The following is an 18141-nucleotide window of genomic DNA, read 5'->3' as shown; positions in this document are numbered from 1 at the left end:
ATCGTAAATATATTCATGGACATCCAACTCAAAAAAAGACCCTGGTACATCCGCTATAAATACCACATAGCCGGAGGGAGTACTTTTATAGCTTTCCTTGTATACGTCATTATCCTTTCCGCCGGTCCCCGCAGACTTCGCATCGACCCGGAAAACATTCAAATGGCAGAAGTACTCGAAGGTAAGTTTATGGAATATGTAGATGTGGAAGGACTCATCCAGCCCATCCTCACCATCAAAATCAATACCCGTGAGGCAGGAAGTGTAGAACGCATCGCAGGAGAGGAGGGAAGCCTGCTCCAAAAAGGTGACACCATACTGATACTCTCCAATCCCGACCTTCTGCGCAGCATCGAAGACCAGCATGATGACTGGGAGAAGCAACTCATTACTTATCAAGAAAAGGAAATAGAGATGGAACAAAAGAGCCTGAACCTCCAACAACAGACGCTACAGACCAACTACGAACTGGCCCGCCTGAAAAAGAGTTACGATCTCGATAAGGAAGAATTCAATATGGGTATCAAAAGCAAAGCACAGCTCGAAGTAGCCGAAGACGAATACAACTATAAAGTGAAGTATGCCCGGCTTCAACGCGAAGGGCTCCGACATGACTCTACCGTAACCGTCATTCGCAAAGACCTTATCCGCAATGACAGAGAGAGAGAACAGAAAAAGTATATCCGTACCCGAGAACGGCTGGACAACCTGATAGTGAAGGCTCCGATAAGCGGGCAACTGAGTTTCGTCAAAGTCACTCCGGGGCAACAAGTAAGCTCCGGCGAAAGTATAGCCGAGATCAAAGTGCTCGATCCATATAAAGTGCATACCTCGCTCAGTGAGTATTACATCGACCGCATCACCACCGGCCTCCCCGCCACGATCAATTATCAAGGAAAGAAATACCCTCTCAAGATAACCAAAGTAGTGCCCGAAGTAAAAGACCGCATGTTCGATGTCGATCTCGTTTTTACTACCGATATGCCAGACAACGTACGTGTAGGCAAAAGCTTCCGCGTGCAAATAGAACTGGGGCAACCGGAGCAGGCCATCGTCCTGTCGAGAGGTAATTTCTATCAATCCACCGGCGGGCAATGGATCTACAAACTAAATGCCTCAAAAACCAGAGCAACCCGCGTTCCGGTCTCTATCGGCCGGCAAAATCCGCTGCAATATGAAATTACAGACGGTTTGCAGCCCGGAGATTGGGTAATTACAACAGGATATGATACCTTTGGGGAGGTAGAAGAACTAATATTAAAATAAGAAGGAGAACAAACACAATGATGATACGACATTATATAAAGATTGCCTTCCGCAACTCACTGAAACATAAGACACAGAACATTATAACCATTTTCTGCCTGTCTATCGGCATATTATGTTTCAGTATCGTATATTATTATGTAAATCAATATATGCGTAATCCGTATAGCGAGTTGCCGCACTATCATCAGATGGCATCGCTGAAAGTTATAAACACTACTACCGGAAACCATTCTAGTTTAAAAAAGGCAACCATAGCCCAACTTGAACAACAACCTTTATCGGGTATCGATCTATTGGCACTAAGCCAATATGGATATAATGAGAGGGAAGTAATCGTCATAAATGAAGAAGGTAAAGAGAATATTTACCAGTCCCGGTATACGTTTGTCAATAGTGAATATTTTATTTATCTTGGCGTACACTCCATATATACTCATCATCTTCCTACACTGAACAAAGGTGAAGTAATCCTGAGTGAATCTTATGCCAGGCAGCTCTTTGGCAAAAAGAATCCGATAGGAAACAAACTAACCTTTGCCAAATATCCTACAGAAAATACAGAAACAGTCTATTACACCATAAAAGATGTGATACCAGATTTTGGGTACATACAGAATGATTATGATAGCAATAGTAATCTCTTTTTCTCTTATCTGGATGCTCCCGATTGGCTGTCATTAGAAGCTAAGGTATTGATTAATAAGAATCAAACCTTCAACCAGGTTGATAAAGCATTAGAAAACAGAATTGTATTTCAGCAAGACGATACCCTTCATTTTAAAACCATACCTCTGTATAAACGATATGAAATAGACAAAGGAAAGTTCGTTGCCATGCTATCCCTCCTTCTCATCGCTTCGCTGATACTAACGGCCGGGCTGATCAACTTTCTGAAGTTCACCATTCAGTCTTTCTACAATCGGATACGGGAGTTAGGGCTTCGTAAATGTCTGGGTTCTTCCTATTCGGAACTGTTCCGAATGCTGTCATGTGAAGTCCTGTTGATACTTCTACTTTCTTTCCTTTTGACGCTGGCATTCTCCGAATCAATCATTCCCTATCTGTATCATTACCTGCCTCTGTCTTATCAGAAGTATATATACATTGATGTTCAACAACTGAACCTAATGGAATTGGGAATCTTTATATTCGTATTGTTGCTATGTATGATTATTGCTGCAATATCCGTTATCAAAACACGATACATCAGCATCCGGCAAAGCATTTCAGGTAGGAAGCAAGGTAAACACGTATTTCGGAATCTCATGATGGGGGTACAGCTTATTATTTGCTTTTTTTTCACTGGAATGACATTTGGCATATTACAACTCACCAATAGCATGCGTAGTGCTATGTATACTCCCGTTTCATCCACTGAATATAAAAAGAGGTTGCAATTAGAGCTATCCGGCATCACATTGCTGCCTCATGCAAAGGAAATCCATCAGCAACTAAAAAGTCTGCCTAACGTACTGGAAACAGTAATCATCAGCTATAATAGCTACATGAATTATGAAACCAGAAATCAGGTAAAGTTATATGGAAAAGTTACAGGAGCAGACTCCAATTACTTATCTTTCTTCAACATTCCTCTATTGAAAGGAGAAATGCCGAAGGAGGATGAAGAAGACATAGTGTATATCAGCGAAAACCTCGACAGAATCATGCAAAAGGACTCCGCACAAAGCACCATAACCATACACTCCAAAACATATCGGATAGCAGGTGTATACAAGGCAGCTCCCTACGAAAAGCTGAATCCGAAATATATGGAATTTTCAGTATATATACCCACCACACTGGGTGGTAACATTTGTTTGCGAGTAGTGCCCGGCACTCAAAAAGAAGTAAAAAAAGAGATAGAAAAGATATGCCGGTGCTATGCACCGGAGACTATCCCATTGAATATCACAACCATGTACCAGTCACGCAATACTGCAGAAACCGGTCCAATAGATATGGCATGTGATATAGCCATATTCCTGTCCGTCATCAGCCTGCTCATTGCTGTACTGAGTATCTATTCCGCTATCTCTTTAGACACCGAGGGACGGCAAAAAGAAATAGCAATACGCAAGATAAACGGAGCAACACCGCGTACAATAACCCTCTTGTTCGGCAAACTATACATACTCTTGCTTGCAATAGGATTCGGCGTAGCATTCCCATTGGTTTATTATATCTTTCATACAATCATGGGCAATGACCTGAAAGATTTTTCTATAAACTTCTACCAGATAGGAGCTTGCTCATTGGTATGCATCTCAATGGTAATACTTATCACAATCGGGTACAAAATATACCGGATCATGAAACTGAATCCGGCAGAAGTAATTAAAAGCGAATAAACAAAAAGAACAACAAATATGGAACTCTTTACTCTAAAACTCATAACCCGTAGTTGGTGGCGGAATAAAATCTTTTTCTTCATCTCTCTGCTCAGCCTTTCAATCGGTTTGGCATGCACCAATCTGCTGCTCACTTTCTTTATTTACGAATACAACATAGAAAGCAATCTTCCTGATAAAGAACAAATTGTATGCTTGCAGCAGGATGCTCCCATGCAGGAAGGGGCAAAAGTTAGCTATGCAGTAGGAACTATCCCGGCCTTGCTCAAAGATAAATTTGCAGAAATAGAAGAGTACGTCCGTATCAACACAATGTCAGCTCAATACTGTAAATACAACACAGAGGTATTCCACGATGTCACATTCATTTGTGCCGACGCATCTCTCCTCTGTTTTTTTGATTACCAGACTCGTACAGGGAACTTGAAAGAAGTATTGATACACCCCGATCAGGTAGCCGTCAGCGAAGAGTTTGCTCAAAAGATGTTTGGCGATACAGATCCGATTGATAAACATATAGATGTATCCATGTCAGACAATGGTAATAAAACATATGTAGTGAAAGCCGTCATTAAAGCACGTCCGCAGTCACTCTTACGCTTTGACTTAATCACAGGTACAGAAAGTACTTTCTGGGGTGGATTCACATTATTAAAACTAACAGAAGGAAGTAGCCCACAGAGTTTAGCAGATAAAATCAATAACGAATCTATCCCCACTCTTCTTCCGGGAGAAGGCCGTTATTACCTCAAGCCCTTCTCTGAAATCTATTTCTCTACTTCAGGCAAGACAAGCCAGGAGTCATTGTCATACATCCGGCAAAGCAACGTACAGCTTCTCTACATCTGTCTCCTGTCTGCCTTTCTGATATTTGCCATGGCTTGTTTCAATTATACCAATATGAACCTCAGCCGGACACTGCAACAACTGAAAATGATACATATTGAGAAACTGATGGGTAATACACTTACCGGCATCCGAAAGCAGTTATTCGGAGATATCTTCTTGACGGTATTCTTTGCATTTATACTATCCTTATTGTTCATCAGTGACATCTTACCTTATTTTAATGGTCTATTGGATGCACACCTTCATATAGGTTTCTTTTTCAGCACACAAGTATTACCCTGGTTACTACTGTTTATACTCATCATCGCCATTGTGCCCGGAGCATATATAAGTCATAAGCTATCTCGCATATCGCTGAACGAATATAAAAGCAGGTACATGGGGAAAAGTAAAAGTATTCTTATCGCCTGGCTCATGTGTCTGCAACTGGTTATTTCTATCGGATTATTATTTGCCACACTTACAGCCAATGCCCAGATAAACATACTAAAAAATCAGGCTTATTGTTACGAAAACAAGATTGAAATAAAGATGCCGCACAAGCATCCGGCAAAGCCATTGCAACAGGAGCTACAGCGGAGTGTAAAGGGAATTGAATCTATGACGCTCTCAGAAGGATCGGTTCTGAACTCCTGGATACGCCAGCTACCAATTAAGCAAGACGATGGATCTGAAATGAAGTCTTATCTGCTCGCACTATATACCGATACCGATTTTATAGAAACGATGGATATTGAGCAACTGGCTGGTATTCCTCCTAAGAACTCAAAGAAACAATATACCTATTCCGCAGTTGTGAATGAGAGTTATGTAAAACACATGATTCCCCCCGGCGTATCTCCCATAGGTCACACTCTTACAGAATTTGATTCGTATGCCGATTCGCTATACATTATCGGAGGGATCGTGAAAGATTTCCCCACAAACTCACTGAAAGATAAGATCGTTCCGGCGATCATATACTTTGTACCGGATAAACAATTGGCTCGTGCTTCTTATCTGCAATTAAAGATCAAGCCGGAAAACAGAAAAGAGACACTACCGGCCATCCGGCAAGGATGGGAAAAAATCAATGGGGGAAAGGTCTTTGATTATCAGGATATGCATCAGGTCTTTATGGAACGTAACAAAGAAGTCCTTACACTTTCGCAAATACTTATGAACTACTCATTGATAGGATTATTGCTTGTTTCATTCGGCTTGTTCGGTATCTTCTGGCATACAGTACGGCAACGCATCCGGGAAATTAGTATCCGAAAGATACATGGTGCAACCTTCCGCCAGGTGATCTGGCTGTTTAGCAAACCCTTCTTTCTGCAAATAGGTATTAGCTATATACTGGCCATTCCTGCCGCTTATTGGTTAATGAAGACCTGGAAAGAGCAGTTTGCCTATAGTGCCGGATGGTCATTATGGATTTTCCTGCTTCCTCTATTCATCGTAGTAGGAATATCCATGATTGTCATCAGCCTGCACTGTTATCTGGCTGTCAAAGTGAATCCAACGGTAACAATGAAGCAAGAATAACTTTTAGAAATCAATAAAAACTCACCATCATGATCAAGACCGTAAACTTACAAAAGATCTTCAAGACCGAAGAAGTAGAAACATGGGCACTGAACAATGTGAATGTAGAAGTGAAGGAAGGAGAATTTGTGGCCATTATGGGACCATCCGGTTGCGGTAAATCCACCTTGCTGAACATTTTAGGATTGCTTGACAACCCGACGGGAGGAGAGTATTACCTCCTTGGAAAAGAGGTATCCAACTACACCGAGTCTCAGCGTACCAACCTCCGTAAGGGAATTATCGGTTTCGTTTTCCAGAGTTTCAATCTGATTGACGAACTAAATGTCTACGAAAATATAGAGCTACCATTACTCTATATGGGTATTCCGGCTTCTGAACGCAAAAAACGTGTAGGAACAGCAATGGAACGCATGGCTATTACTCACCGTAGCAAACACTTCCCACAACAACTTTCCGGAGGCCAACAGCAGCGTGTTGCTATTGCCCGTGCAGTAGTAGCCAATCCTAAACTGATTCTTGCCGACGAACCAACCGGTAACCTGGACTCCAGAAACGGTAAAGAAGTAATGGGGCTTCTGAGTGAGTTAAATAAAGAAGGTACTACTATTATCATGGTAACCCATTCACAACATGACGCAGGATACGCCGGAAGAGTAATTAATCTATTTGACGGGCAGGTAGTAACAGAAATCAGCATATAGGAATTACACCTGTATACATCTGTATTTCAATGCATTAAAAAATACGTACTTTATACATACAAACTATGCATATTAAGTCTCTGTTAAATAGGTATTTAACGGAGACTTAAATACGTACTCTTGCTATACAAAAAACGGTTGTACCCAAACCAAGAGTACAACCGTTTTTTATATCTTATAGAGAATGCTTAGATAATCTCTAATTCTTTAAAGCATTTTACTAATTTATCAACAGCAGAATCAATCTGTTCTTTAGTATGTGTAGCCATCAACGCAACACGCACTAATGTATCTTGCGGAGCACATGCCGGAGGTATAACCGGGTTGATAAATACTCCTTCGTCAAATGCCAGTTTAGTCACCATGAAAGTCTTTTCTGTATCACGTACATAAAGAGGTATAATAGGAGACTCAGTAGCACCGATTTCAAAACCAGCCTCGCGGAAACGCTTCAATGCATAGTTTGTAGCTTCCCACAATGCTTCCAGTCTTTCCGGTTCGTTCTGAATAATATGAAGAGCTTCCAGAGCAGAAGCCGTAGCAGCAGGAGTATTAGATGCACTAAAGATATACGTACGTGCATTGTGACGCAACCAGTTAATGATTGATTCATCTGCAGCAATAAATCCTCCGATAGAAGCTAATGATTTACTGAATGTTCCCATAATCAGGTCTATTTCGTCTGTCAAACCAAAGTGGTCACAAACACCGCGTCCCTGTTTTCCGAATACACCTAAACCATGAGCTTCGTCTACCATAATAGTAGCATTATACTTATGTTTCAAACGAACTATTTCGGGCAAATTGGCTAAGTCACCTTCCATAGAAAACACACCGTCTACAACAATCAGTTTCACAGAATCCGGATTACACTTCTGAAGCTGTTTCTCAAGATCAGCCATATCATTGTGCTTGTATTTCAGATTCTGAGAGAATGATAAACGACGACCGTCTACGATAGAAGCGTGGTCCCGATCATCACAAATAATATAATCGTTACGATCTGTTAAGCAAGATATTACCCCCGAATTTACAGTAAATCCCGTAGAAAAACAGAGTGCATCTTCCTTACCAACAAAAGCAGCCAATTCTTTTTCCAACTTCACATGCAAGTCGAGTGTACCATTCAAGAAGCGGGAACCGGCACAACCGGAACCATATTTTTTCATAGCTTCGATGCCTGCTGCAATAACTCTTTCATCTCCGGTAAGACCTGTATATGCGTTTGAGCCGAACATTAAAACATTATGTCCACCCATATTTACTTCTGTACCTTGTTTCCCTTCTATCTCACGAAAATAAGGGTATACGCCCATTGCCATATATTGCTGCGGCAGGTCGTACTTAGCTAACTTCTCTTGTAATAATCCCATGAATTGTTATTTATTATTCGCTTTATTGGTTACTGATAGACAACAGTCCAAATCCTTTTATCCTTAATAACTGTTTAAAAACAGGGGGCAAAGATAACAAAATTTGCGTTTGCCTGTTCTTTTTAATAGAAAAAATATACTCTTTCTGCTTTTGAGAAGCCGGAAGATTTAAAATTAAGAAATTTATATTACTTTTGTCGACCACAATCGATTAAAATTAGCATGAACGAAAGCATGAAGAAAATTATATTCATTGTCAATCCGATTTCAGGCACGCAAGGTAAAGAACTTGTTCTCAATTTATTAGATGAAAAGATAAATAAAGAGAGATATACGTGGGATGTGGTGTATACCAAAAGGGCCGGTCATGCAATAGAGATTGCCGCTCAGGCAGCAGCAGAGAAAGCAGATGTTGTAGTAGCTATCGGTGGAGACGGAACTATCAATGAGATAGGACGTTCACTGGTGCATACAGAGACAGCATTGGGCATTATACCTTGTGGTTCCGGTAATGGACTTGCAAGACATCTGCATATCCCAATGGAACCTAAAAAAGCATTGGAAATAATCAATGAAGGAGTAACCGACATTATCGATTACGGCAAGATAAACGGCGCTGACTTCTTCTGTACTTGCGGAGTAGGTTTTGATGCCTTTGTCAGTTTAAAATTTGCCAATGCCGGAAAACGCGGCTTACTGACTTATCTGGAGAAAACCCTGCAAGAGAGTCTGACCTATCAGCCGGAAACTTATGAATTGGAAACAGAAGACGGTACTTATAAATATAAGGCTTTCCTCATTGCTTGCGGCAATGCTTCCCAATATGGTAATAATGCATATATAACCCCACAAGCTACCCTTACTGATGGACTGCTGGATGTCACTATTCTTGAACCATTTACCGTACTCGATGTTCCTTCACTTGCTTTTCAGTTGTTTAATAAAACCATCGATCAGAATAGCCGTATAAAAACATTTCGCTGCAGAAAGTTGCGTATTCACCGTACCAGTCCGGGAGTAGTTCACTTCGATGGTGATCCGATGCAAGCCGATGAGAATGTGAACATTGAGCTTATACAAAAAGGGCTACGCGTTATTGTACCCAAAGAAACTATCGTAAAAGACAATGCTAACGTGTTGCAGAAGGCCCAGGAATACGTTAATGGAATTAAAATGATTAACGAAGCTATTGTAGACAATATTACTCACAAAAATCAGAAAATTATTCGGAAATTAATCCGAAAGGATTAAGAATTTGTGTACTTTTGCAGACTACTACAAAAGTAAAGAATATTATAAAATACAAAATATATGTTTAGAACGCACACGTGTGGAGAACTGAGAATCTCCGATATAAACAGTCAAGTCACGCTGTCAGGATGGGTACAGCGTAGCCGTAAAATGGGAGGTATGACTTTTATTGACCTTCGTGACCGTTACGGTATCACTCAATTAGTATTCAATGAAGAAGTAAATGCAGAACTGTGCGAACAGGCTAATAAACTGGGACGCGAATTCGTAATCCAGGTGACCGGTACTGTAAACGAACGTTTTAGCAAGAACTCAAATATTCCTACAGGAGATATTGAAATCATCGTGTCAGAATTGAACGTTCTGAACGTTGCCACCACACCTCCTTTCACTATCGAAGAAAATACAGACGGAGGAGACGACATTCGCATGAAATACCGTTATCTGGACCTTCGTCGTAGTAATGTCCGTTCCAATCTGGAACTTCGTCACAAGATGACAATAGAAGTACGCAAGTATTTGGATGAGCAAGGGTTTATAGAAGTGGAAACTCCGGTTTTGGTTGGCTCTACCCCTGAAGGTGCACGCGACTTTGTTGTTCCTTCACGTATGAATCCGGGACAATTCTATGCCTTGCCTCAATCTCCGCAAACACTGAAGCAATTGTTGATGGTAGCTGGTTTCGACCGTTATTTCCAGATTGCAAAATGCTTCCGTGACGAAGACCTTCGTGCTGACCGTCAACCGGAATTCACTCAGATTGACTGCGAAATGAGTTTTGTTGAGCAAGAGGATATCATCACTACTTTTGAAGGTATGGCCAAGCACTTGTTTAAGACACTTCGCGGAGTTGAACTGACAGAGCCATTCGTACGCATGCCATGGAGTGATGCTATGAAATATTACGGTAGTGACAAACCCGATTTACGTTTTGATATGAAATTCGTCGAACTGATGGATATCATGAAAGGACACGGTTTCCCGGTATTTGACAGTGCTACATATATTGGTGGCATATGTGCAGAGGGTGCTGCAAGTTATACCCGTAAACAACTGGATGCACTGACAGAGTATGTGAAAAGACCTCAAATAGGTGCCAAAGGTATGGTATACGCACGTATAGAAGCTGATGGAACTGTAAAATCAAGTGTCGATAAGTTCTATACCCAGGAAGTATTGCAACAAATGAAGGAAGCTTTCGGTGCTAAACCGGGAGACTTAATTCTGATTCTCTCCGGTGATGATGCTATGAAGACTCGTAAACAGCTTTGCGAACTCCGTTTGGAAATGGGCAAGCAGTTAGGTTTACGTGATAAGAATAAATTCGCTTGCTTGTGGGTAGTAGATTTTCCAATGTTTGAGTGGAGCGAAGAAGAAGGACGCCTGATGGCAATGCATCATCCATTCACTCATCCTAAAGATGAAGATATTCATTTATTAGATAGCGATCCGGCAGCAGTTCGTGCAGATGCTTATGACATGGTTGTTAATGGTGTAGAAGTAGGTGGAGGTTCTATTCGTATCCACGATTCACAATTGCAAGCCAAGATGTTCGAGATTTTAGGGTTTACTCCTGAAAAAGCGCAGGAACAATTTGGTTTCTTAATGAACGCATTCAAATTCGGTGCACCTCCTCATGGTGGATTGGCTTACGGACTTGACCGGTGGGTATCACTTTTCGCAGGGCTTGATTCAATTCGTGACTGCATTGCATTCCCAAAGAACAATTCGGGTCGTGACGTAATGTTGGATGCTCCGGCAGCACTTGATCCGTCTCAGCTTGATGAACTGAATCTGATAGTAGATATTAAGGAATAAGTGAAAGAATCAGTACGCATCTTTCGATTTGCCGTAATAGGTACGCTCAATGCATTGATTACAGCATTTGTCATCTGGTTAATGATGAATGAGCTATCATACGATTACATTCCTGCAAATATTACTGCGTATATTGTAGCCCAGATACATAATTTTATATGGTGTAAGTACTGGGTATTCCCCACAGAAGACAAAAAGAACAACCTCTGGCAACAGGTGTTGTTCTTTGCTATGGCTTTTGGAATAGCCTACAGTGCGCAATTCATATTCCTTATCTTACTGGTGGAAGCAGGAGACGTAAACGAGTATCTGGCACAGTTCCTCGGACTATTTATCTACGGCACAGTTAATTTTATAACAAACAGGAAACTTACTTTCCGGTGAGATTCAATTTCACCAGAGAGAGAACACTATTGAAACGCAGAATTCTAAGACCTGCACAAATATTTGTGCAAGAAAAAACAGTTAAATAAGTTAAATGGGTTGCTATCTAGTGTAGCAGCCTGTTTAACTTTTATATGTATTCAACTCCACAAACGGCGTTCCTCTTTTGACAACTGCAAACATTCTACATATCAATTTAAACTTCACAGCATTCAATACCACTCCAAAAGCTTTTCCCTGCATTGTCTTACGAATATAATATTCTTTCAATTCCTTGTCCCATACAATTGCAGACTTTGCAGCTTGCGAAAGGTCCGCTTTCAAGAGTTTTGCCCCTATATGGGAAACTCTGGTGGCCCCCTTGACTGAGGTTCCCGAAGTATGTTCAAAGGGGGCAATGCCCAAGTAACAGGCATACTGTCTTGCCGTTTCAAACGCTTCAAAGTTATTTGTGTGTATGAGGGTGGAAATGGCATTGACACTTCCAATACCCTTTATGCCGGTCAGCAATTCATAATTTTTTGCAATAGCCGGATCTTTTCCGACCAGTGCAATCATTTCTTCTTCCACAGTTTTAATTTCTCCTTCCAACACATCCACCATATTTTGAGCGCGTAGCAGAGTACTTGTTCTGGGACGTTCCTTGTTGTCAGTCAACAAGGCCTTATATTCAGCCTGCTGTGTGACAAAGCGCTTCCTCTCAGCCGACAAGTCCTGCAAACGAAGTACGGTACTTCCTGAAAGTTTAGAATAGGTAAGTTCTTCCCGATGAAGATAGGTGAAATAGGCAATCCCTTCGGCATCCACCTTGTCGTTTTTGCCACGAACCAGACCTAATGAACGTTTCAGATGCAAAGGGTTAAACGTACAGTAATCGATCTGGTGTTTTTCCAAATAAAGCCGCAAATCAAAACTGTAAGTGCCTGTATGCTCCAGACCGACAACGATCTGGTCAAGTGCTGCCTTTTTCTTTTTAAGCCAGGATAGTAAGGTATCATATCCTTCCTTGCTGTTGGATAACTGTTTGTAATTCTCAGTGTCCGCATGTTTCTTTGCAGAGTCATAAATAACCACATCCAATGTTTTTTTGGATACATCAATGCCGATAAACCAATTCTTTTTCATAATTTTGTTACACCATTATTGTTAACCATAGGTTGAACTCACTAAATCCTTTAATAGGCTAACGACCTAAAATTCTAATTGGGACGATTCAACTGAAAAGGAAAGCAGGACTAATTCTGCGTATAGGACTTCTGCCTAGATAACGCAATAGGTCACCTGCTTCCCTTGGTTAACTTGTTTTAACTACAAAGATAATATTTCAACCTCTATTTATTATGATGCAAATCTAAAGGATTAACGCAGATTTTCGCAAAGGAAAACAAAAGATAAAAGAATAACAGTCTTTCAAATCTGCGATAATTCGCGTTAATCTGCGTTTATCAAATAATAAGCACTCTGTGGTGAATTTTGAATCTTAATCCAGGAATCGCTTCGTCAGCCCTTCATATTCATCTATTCTTCTGTCTCTCAGGAATGGCCACCAACGACGAACATTTTCCGAACGTTCCATATCAATCTCTACTACTATATTTTCAGGACGATCATTAGCGGCCTGTACAAGAAGTTCTCCCTGCGGACCGGCAACGAAACTATTTCCCCAGAAAAGAATACCATTTGTCTGCATAGACGGATCGGGTTCATGCCCTACGCGGTTGACAGAAATAACCGGAAGTCCGTTTGCTACAGCATGGGCACGCTGAGAGATAATCCAGGCATTGAGCTGACGAATCTTTTCATCATCCGCATCCGAACTCTCCCAGCCAATAGCGGTAGGATAAATTAGTAATTCGGCTCCTTTCAGGGCCATAAGACGGGCAGCTTCCGGATACCATTGGTCCCAACAGACAAGTACTCCCAATTTGCCTAAAGATGTTTGGATAGGCTCAAAACCAATATCTCCCGGAGTGAAATAGAATTTTTCATAATAAGCAGGATCATCAGGAATATGCATCTTGCGATATTTTCCGGCAATACTGCCATCACTGTCAAAAACAACCGCAGTGTTATGATACAATCCCGGAGCACGTTTCTCAAACAAAGAGGTAACCAGCACAATCTGGTTACTGGCAGCCAGTTCGGAATAAAACCCGGTAGAGGGGCCGGGGATAGGTTCTGCCAGATCAAATAAGTTTGTGTTTTCTGTCTGACAGAAATACAAAGAGTTATGTAACTCCTGCAACACAACCAGTTGTGCACCACGTGCGGCACATGCTTCTATACTTTGAGCCAGATTCATCAGATTAGTTCTGATATCTGAAGTATTGGCCTGTTGAATCAAGCCGACTTTTATATTTCTCATCTTAGTAATTTACGATTAGACAATTTACGATTTACGATTGGGGTTACTTTATGATACCTGTGGGGTATTGCATGGTTACACAATGCAAAGAGCCATGCTGCCTGATCAAAGCGCGGCAGTCAATGCCAATTATGTCATACCCAGGAAAAGCTTCCTGTAAAACTTCTCCTGCACGTTTGTCCTTCCCGGGCTGATCATAAGTTGGATAAAGTACCGCATCGTTCAGTATCAAGAAATTAGCATAAGTGGCAGGCAAGCGTTCTCCTTCTTCCTGCACTTCATCGGCCATTGGCAGAGCTAACAGGCGATAAGGCTCTCCGGCCAACGTGCGAAATGTTTTAAGCTGCTCTTCCATGGCATGAAGAGATTTATAATGTTCATCTTTCTCATCTTCACATTGCACATATACGATCGTATCAGCGGGGCATAAACGGGCAAGTGTATCGATATGGCTATCTGTATCATCTCCTGCCAGATAACCATGATCCAGCCAAAGTAGCTGCTGAATATGAAATACACTCTTCAGATATTCCTCAATCTCCACTTTATTCATTTGCCCGTTACGATTGGGGGACAATAAACATTCAGAAGTCGTGAGCAATGTACCCATACCATCACTCTCAATAGAACCTCCTTCGAGAACAAAACCGAGACGGTTGACATAGCGTCCTTTCAGAACTCCGTCTTCAATGGCACGACGGGTAATCTGATTGTCCAAATCGGAAGCAAACTTCAGCCCCCAGCCATTAAAAGTGAAATCGAGCAGGGAAGGGGCATCTACGTCCATCATGGTAATAGCTCCATGATCACGTGCCCAGGTATCATTTGTGCCACACTTCAGAAAGCGTACATTCTCCATATTCACAGTAGCAGCGATCTGCTTCTTTACTTCTTCCGGTTCGGGCGTTACAATCAGTAACAGCTCTCGCTGAGCGATCTCATTGGCTATATTGACAAAACATTCCTGTACTTCTTCAAGCATATAGGCCCAGTCTGTTCCCGCATGAGGCCAGGTCAGCTGAACACCACTTTGCGGATACCATTCAGCAGGAAGAAAGGGCGCCCGCATCTCTGTTTGCTGAGCCATCACCTTACCAAAATTCAACTGCAAATCCTTTTCCGAACCGCCCGAACGAGGAAGCCCAACTATAATTCCCATCTGTTTACTTACAATTTAATATTTATAAATCTTTAGAACAACCCTATTTACTGTTTTGGCTTACGGTCAAAGAACGGATTCTTAGAAGAAGCACTAACAGGAATAGCCATCACCATTTTACAGTCTTTCAGCCAATTGAGTTGCTGGGCAGCCAATCCGGCTGAAAACATCACACGTGTATCCACCCTCATATCGGCAGCTGTAGCACATGCCGAGCCAATGGCAATACCTACATCAATACTGTTTAGCGCACAGGGCACTCCCTCGGCACGAGCTGCACACGTAGCATATCCGCAATGTCCGCAATTCAATCCTTGTGCTTGCTCGCGCGTACCTATTAATACAATGCATTCAGCACTTAGAATATTATCAGCATCGCGAAGAAAGAATTTCATTCCATGTTCCTCAACCATTGCAATCATCTTGTCAGACAATATTTTGATATCCTCACCTGTAACCAAAGCCACTTCTATTATATCAATACCCTTTCCTTTCGGAGCAGTACGGGCAGCTGTCATCATCTGCCGCGCCACGTTGAGTATATGCTCGTGGCGAATGTCTCGTTCATTCTGTATCATAGCCTTTACTTTAAATAAAATCAGTAAGCAAAGATAAATATAAAAATGCAGTTGAAAAAAGAATTAATTCCTTATCTGATCCGGGAGGGTTATATACATGCGGAACGGGGGTAAGCTACAGGCAAGTAAGGCGCCCCCTACAATCAGGCAAGGCGTTTGCTACAAACAAATTGTTAACAGTAAAATAAAGAAAAACAGACTGTTCCATATTATTTTGAAACAGCCTGTTCATTTATTCTTTTATCTTTTCCAAAGATCATTTAAAATAACTATCCATCCATATTAAGCGTTCCTGATACCATCTGCTTATTTGCGCCAAAGAAGTATAGCAACTACTGTTCGACGGAATATACGGCCATTTCTTAAAATCACGTTCATAGGCTTCTTGTGATATCTGTGACATAAAATCAGAGAAACGACCAATTACATTATTATAACTCAATGCATCCTTTTTCAATTCATTCCAACGCGCTATGATTTCTGGTTTAAAAGCAGTATAAAACATATTCCAGAACCGTTTGCCACTTTCTCCGGGTTCAGGAGAATTAAGAACAGTACCCGAACTTGACAATAACTTACTTCCATTCCAGTAAAGCCCCAGAATCGTATCCATATCATACCACAAAAAATACCAGATATTCCCATCCCAAGTACACATCGTAAGATTCTTATCTACATCATCATCAGCATAAAATGCCTCCAGAAGAATATAGTAATCAATCATAGACCCTTTATCAAAATAACTGGCAAAATCACTTTTAAAAGAACTCGGATTCCTCTGTACACTGCCAAACCAATTCAACGGACGGGCTATTGTATTCTGAATATCCTGGGGAATGTCACCCAAACCACTTACACCATCTATCTTAGGATTCTTCATTTCCCAATTACCGGCTACAAAACCATAGAAATAGTTATGGTCTTCAGCCTTCAATAAGATATGTTTACGATTGGATTTATCCATACAGAAGTTGTCACGATGCGTCTTCAAGTTCCAGGTATATAGTCCATAGTACTCATCATTAATGTAAAGCTCCACAGGAAATCCGTCAATATGCCCTTTGGCACCATTATCCAATACACTCCCTTTGATATTGTCTCCCCAACCCGAACGCCAGGGACGTTGCTTTTCAAAAGGTAATGTACCGGCAACATCATCGATAACACGTCCCATACAGACATTACGCGCCTGTGTGGCATCTATATAATTAGCTTTCAAATGATAAGAGTCCATTGGTATCCAGTTTCCAAATTTTATTTTCCTGTCAAGGTCAATAGAAAAGTTCTTCTTGGGGTAAGACATGGATGAAGATCCCTGATAGGTTATCTCTATATCCGACTTGAATCCATACCCATTCCCACCACTATAAGTTAACTTGGCAGAAACCGGATAATCCTTTGTCACATCATTCAGATTAACTGTTATATTAACCTGTCCTAAGCTCTCCGACGGAAGAATAGAAGTATATTTTTTATCTTTCAGCTCCTGATATTCGGTAAATGATGCGGTAGCATCTTTCAAATCACTGATAGATGTCTCATTTCTCTTCAAGCTTGCCTCCAAAGTAACAATACAGTTTATTAAACTATCATTTGTTTTTTTCAATGCATTGATTGATTTTTGAAGTACTTCGGAATCACCACCTAACGCATATTCTGCATATTTAGCATAAGGCACACTATTCAATGTTGTAGTATTAATCACTTCATAACCGTTGCCTCTGTCAAGTTCTACTTTTATGGACTGATTTTGAGCACTCCATTCTATGTTTTCAAATGTACCTGAAACACTGGTTCCGGCACCTATTATCATATTCACATACCCTGAAACAGATGTGGTAAGCTGATGTGTTTCCTTATAAAGGACTTGATTATCAGATAAAACAGTAACCAAAAGCGTTACATTTTGCTCTTTCAGAGCAACTCCGGAAGCATCTCGTATGACTGCCTGATAATTAAATCCTTTCTGGGGATTAGTGGCAAACAAACTCAAACAAGTACAAAGGCAGATAAATAAAAGAACGTGTCTCATAATTTTATGATTTTTTGGGTTATTACTGCTTTACCATCTATGTCAATCAATCTAACAGCATACATACCGGGAGCCAAAAACGATAAATCAAAAGTTTCTTTGGATCTCAACAGACGAAATTGCTTTGCAAGCATTCCATTCGACGAATAAATACGAACTTGTATCGGAGAATTGTATTGAGGTATACATACATTTATATAATCACTGACCGAATTGGGCCATATAGCCGTTTTATCCTGCCAATCATTGTCTTCAAGTCCAACAAGTGAAGAAAAGGATACATAAGACAAAATGCCTTGAATAACCATACAATCATCTGATTGATAATGGCCACCTATAACTTCTCCTATAGCCCATGTTGCTATAGGGGAATCTTCACCTGCTGTGGCTACTAACTGCTGAGCATTGGAGGGAAGAGCATACATACAGCAAAAGACACTCAGTAATGATACATAAATGTGTTTCATAATAGAAAGATTTAATA

14 protein-coding genes are annotated in these 18141 nt (G+C 40.9%); 7 read left to right on the top strand and 7 right to left on the bottom strand.

The features are described from left to right. The first annotated feature begins 15 nt into the window (after positions 1 to 15). The 4 genes from VCM39_RS09880 to VCM39_RS09865 are packed head-to-tail and all read left to right on the top strand — an operon-like array spanning position 16 to position 6697. Positions 16 to 1266, top strand: a complete 1251-nt coding sequence (locus VCM39_RS09880) for an efflux RND transporter periplasmic adaptor subunit (RefSeq protein ID WP_322934073.1) — start codon at positions 16 to 18, stop codon at positions 1264 to 1266. A gap of 17 nt (positions 1267 to 1283) precedes the next feature. Beyond that, positions 1284 to 3617 (top strand): ABC transporter permease, encoded by a 2334-nt coding sequence (locus VCM39_RS09875; protein ID WP_322934074.1) that lies wholly within the window; start codon positions 1284 to 1286, stop codon positions 3615 to 3617. Between the two features lie 18 nt (positions 3618 to 3635). Next, positions 3636 to 5993 (top strand): ABC transporter permease, encoded by a 2358-nt coding sequence (locus VCM39_RS09870; protein WP_322934075.1) that lies wholly within the window; start codon positions 3636 to 3638, stop codon positions 5991 to 5993. 29 nt (positions 5994 to 6022) lie between these two features. Beyond that, complete coding sequence (locus VCM39_RS09865) at positions 6023 to 6697, top strand: ABC transporter ATP-binding protein (RefSeq protein ID WP_322934076.1); 675 nt, start codon at positions 6023 to 6025, stop codon at positions 6695 to 6697. 188 nt (positions 6698 to 6885) lie between these two features. Here the strand turns inward: VCM39_RS09865 and spt are convergent, their stop codons facing one another. Then, entirely contained in the window at positions 6886 to 8070 is a 1185-nt protein-coding gene (gene spt / locus VCM39_RS09860; RefSeq protein ID WP_221651030.1) for a serine palmitoyltransferase, read from the bottom strand. 222 nt (positions 8071 to 8292) lie between these two features. On the opposite strand from spt, the gene VCM39_RS09855 reads away from it, so the two are divergent. From VCM39_RS09855 to VCM39_RS09845, 3 genes are read left to right on the top strand one after another with little or no spacing between them, the layout of a single operon-like run. Beyond that, entirely contained in the window at positions 8293 to 9321 is a 1029-nt protein-coding gene (locus VCM39_RS09855; protein WP_289293027.1) for a diacylglycerol/lipid kinase family protein, read from the top strand. A gap of 60 nt (positions 9322 to 9381) precedes the next feature. Further along, positions 9382 to 11139: an aspartate--tRNA ligase gene (aspS, locus tag VCM39_RS09850; RefSeq protein WP_221651028.1), complete on the top strand. Its 1758-nt coding sequence runs from the start codon at positions 9382 to 9384 to the stop codon at positions 11137 to 11139. Continuing rightward, the gene (locus VCM39_RS09845; RefSeq protein ID WP_122201721.1) at positions 11140 to 11523 is read left to right on the top strand and encodes a GtrA family protein; all 384 of its coding nucleotides are present in this window, start codon (positions 11140 to 11142) and stop codon (positions 11521 to 11523) included. Between the two features lie 123 nt (positions 11524 to 11646). On the opposite strand, the gene VCM39_RS09840 is transcribed toward VCM39_RS09845, so the two are convergent. From VCM39_RS09840 to VCM39_RS09815, 6 genes are all read right to left on the bottom strand, one after another. Then, a complete protein-coding gene (locus VCM39_RS09840; RefSeq protein ID WP_322934266.1) occupies positions 11647 to 12648 on the bottom strand; it encodes an IS110 family transposase in 1002 nt (333 codons plus the stop codon). A gap of 355 nt (positions 12649 to 13003) precedes the next feature. Next, complete coding sequence (locus tag VCM39_RS09835; protein WP_122201722.1) at positions 13004 to 13888, bottom strand: carbon-nitrogen hydrolase; 885 nt, start codon at positions 13886 to 13888, stop codon at positions 13004 to 13006. Between the two features lie 43 nt (positions 13889 to 13931). Next, a complete protein-coding gene (locus VCM39_RS09830) occupies positions 13932 to 15047 on the bottom strand; it encodes an agmatine deiminase family protein (protein ID WP_122201723.1) in 1116 nt (371 codons plus the stop codon). 47 nt (positions 15048 to 15094) lie between these two features. Continuing rightward, positions 15095 to 15625 (bottom strand): ferredoxin domain-containing protein, encoded by a 531-nt coding sequence (locus VCM39_RS09825; RefSeq protein ID WP_002560202.1) that lies wholly within the window; start codon positions 15623 to 15625, stop codon positions 15095 to 15097. Between the two features lie 256 nt (positions 15626 to 15881). After that, on the bottom strand, positions 15882 to 17657 hold the full coding sequence (locus tag VCM39_RS09820; protein WP_322934014.1) for a CotH kinase family protein: 1776 nt from the start codon (positions 17655 to 17657) through the stop codon (positions 15882 to 15884). Continuing rightward, on the bottom strand, positions 17654 to 18124 hold the full coding sequence (locus VCM39_RS09815) for a T9SS type A sorting domain-containing protein (RefSeq protein ID WP_289293542.1): 471 nt from the start codon (positions 18122 to 18124) through the stop codon (positions 17654 to 17656). Before VCM39_RS09815 ends, VCM39_RS09820 begins: the two co-directional genes overlap by 4 nt. Positions 18125 to 18141: the final 17 nt, after the last annotated feature.

Origin of the sequence: Bacteroides mucinivorans, assembly GCF_034654355.2 — a bacterium.
In the GTDB taxonomy this organism is placed as follows: domain Bacteria; phylum Bacteroidota; class Bacteroidia; order Bacteroidales; family Bacteroidaceae; genus Bacteroides; species Bacteroides nordii.
The sequence above is the reverse complement of the archived record's forward strand: the minus strand, read 5'-3'. Positions and strand labels throughout refer to the sequence as shown.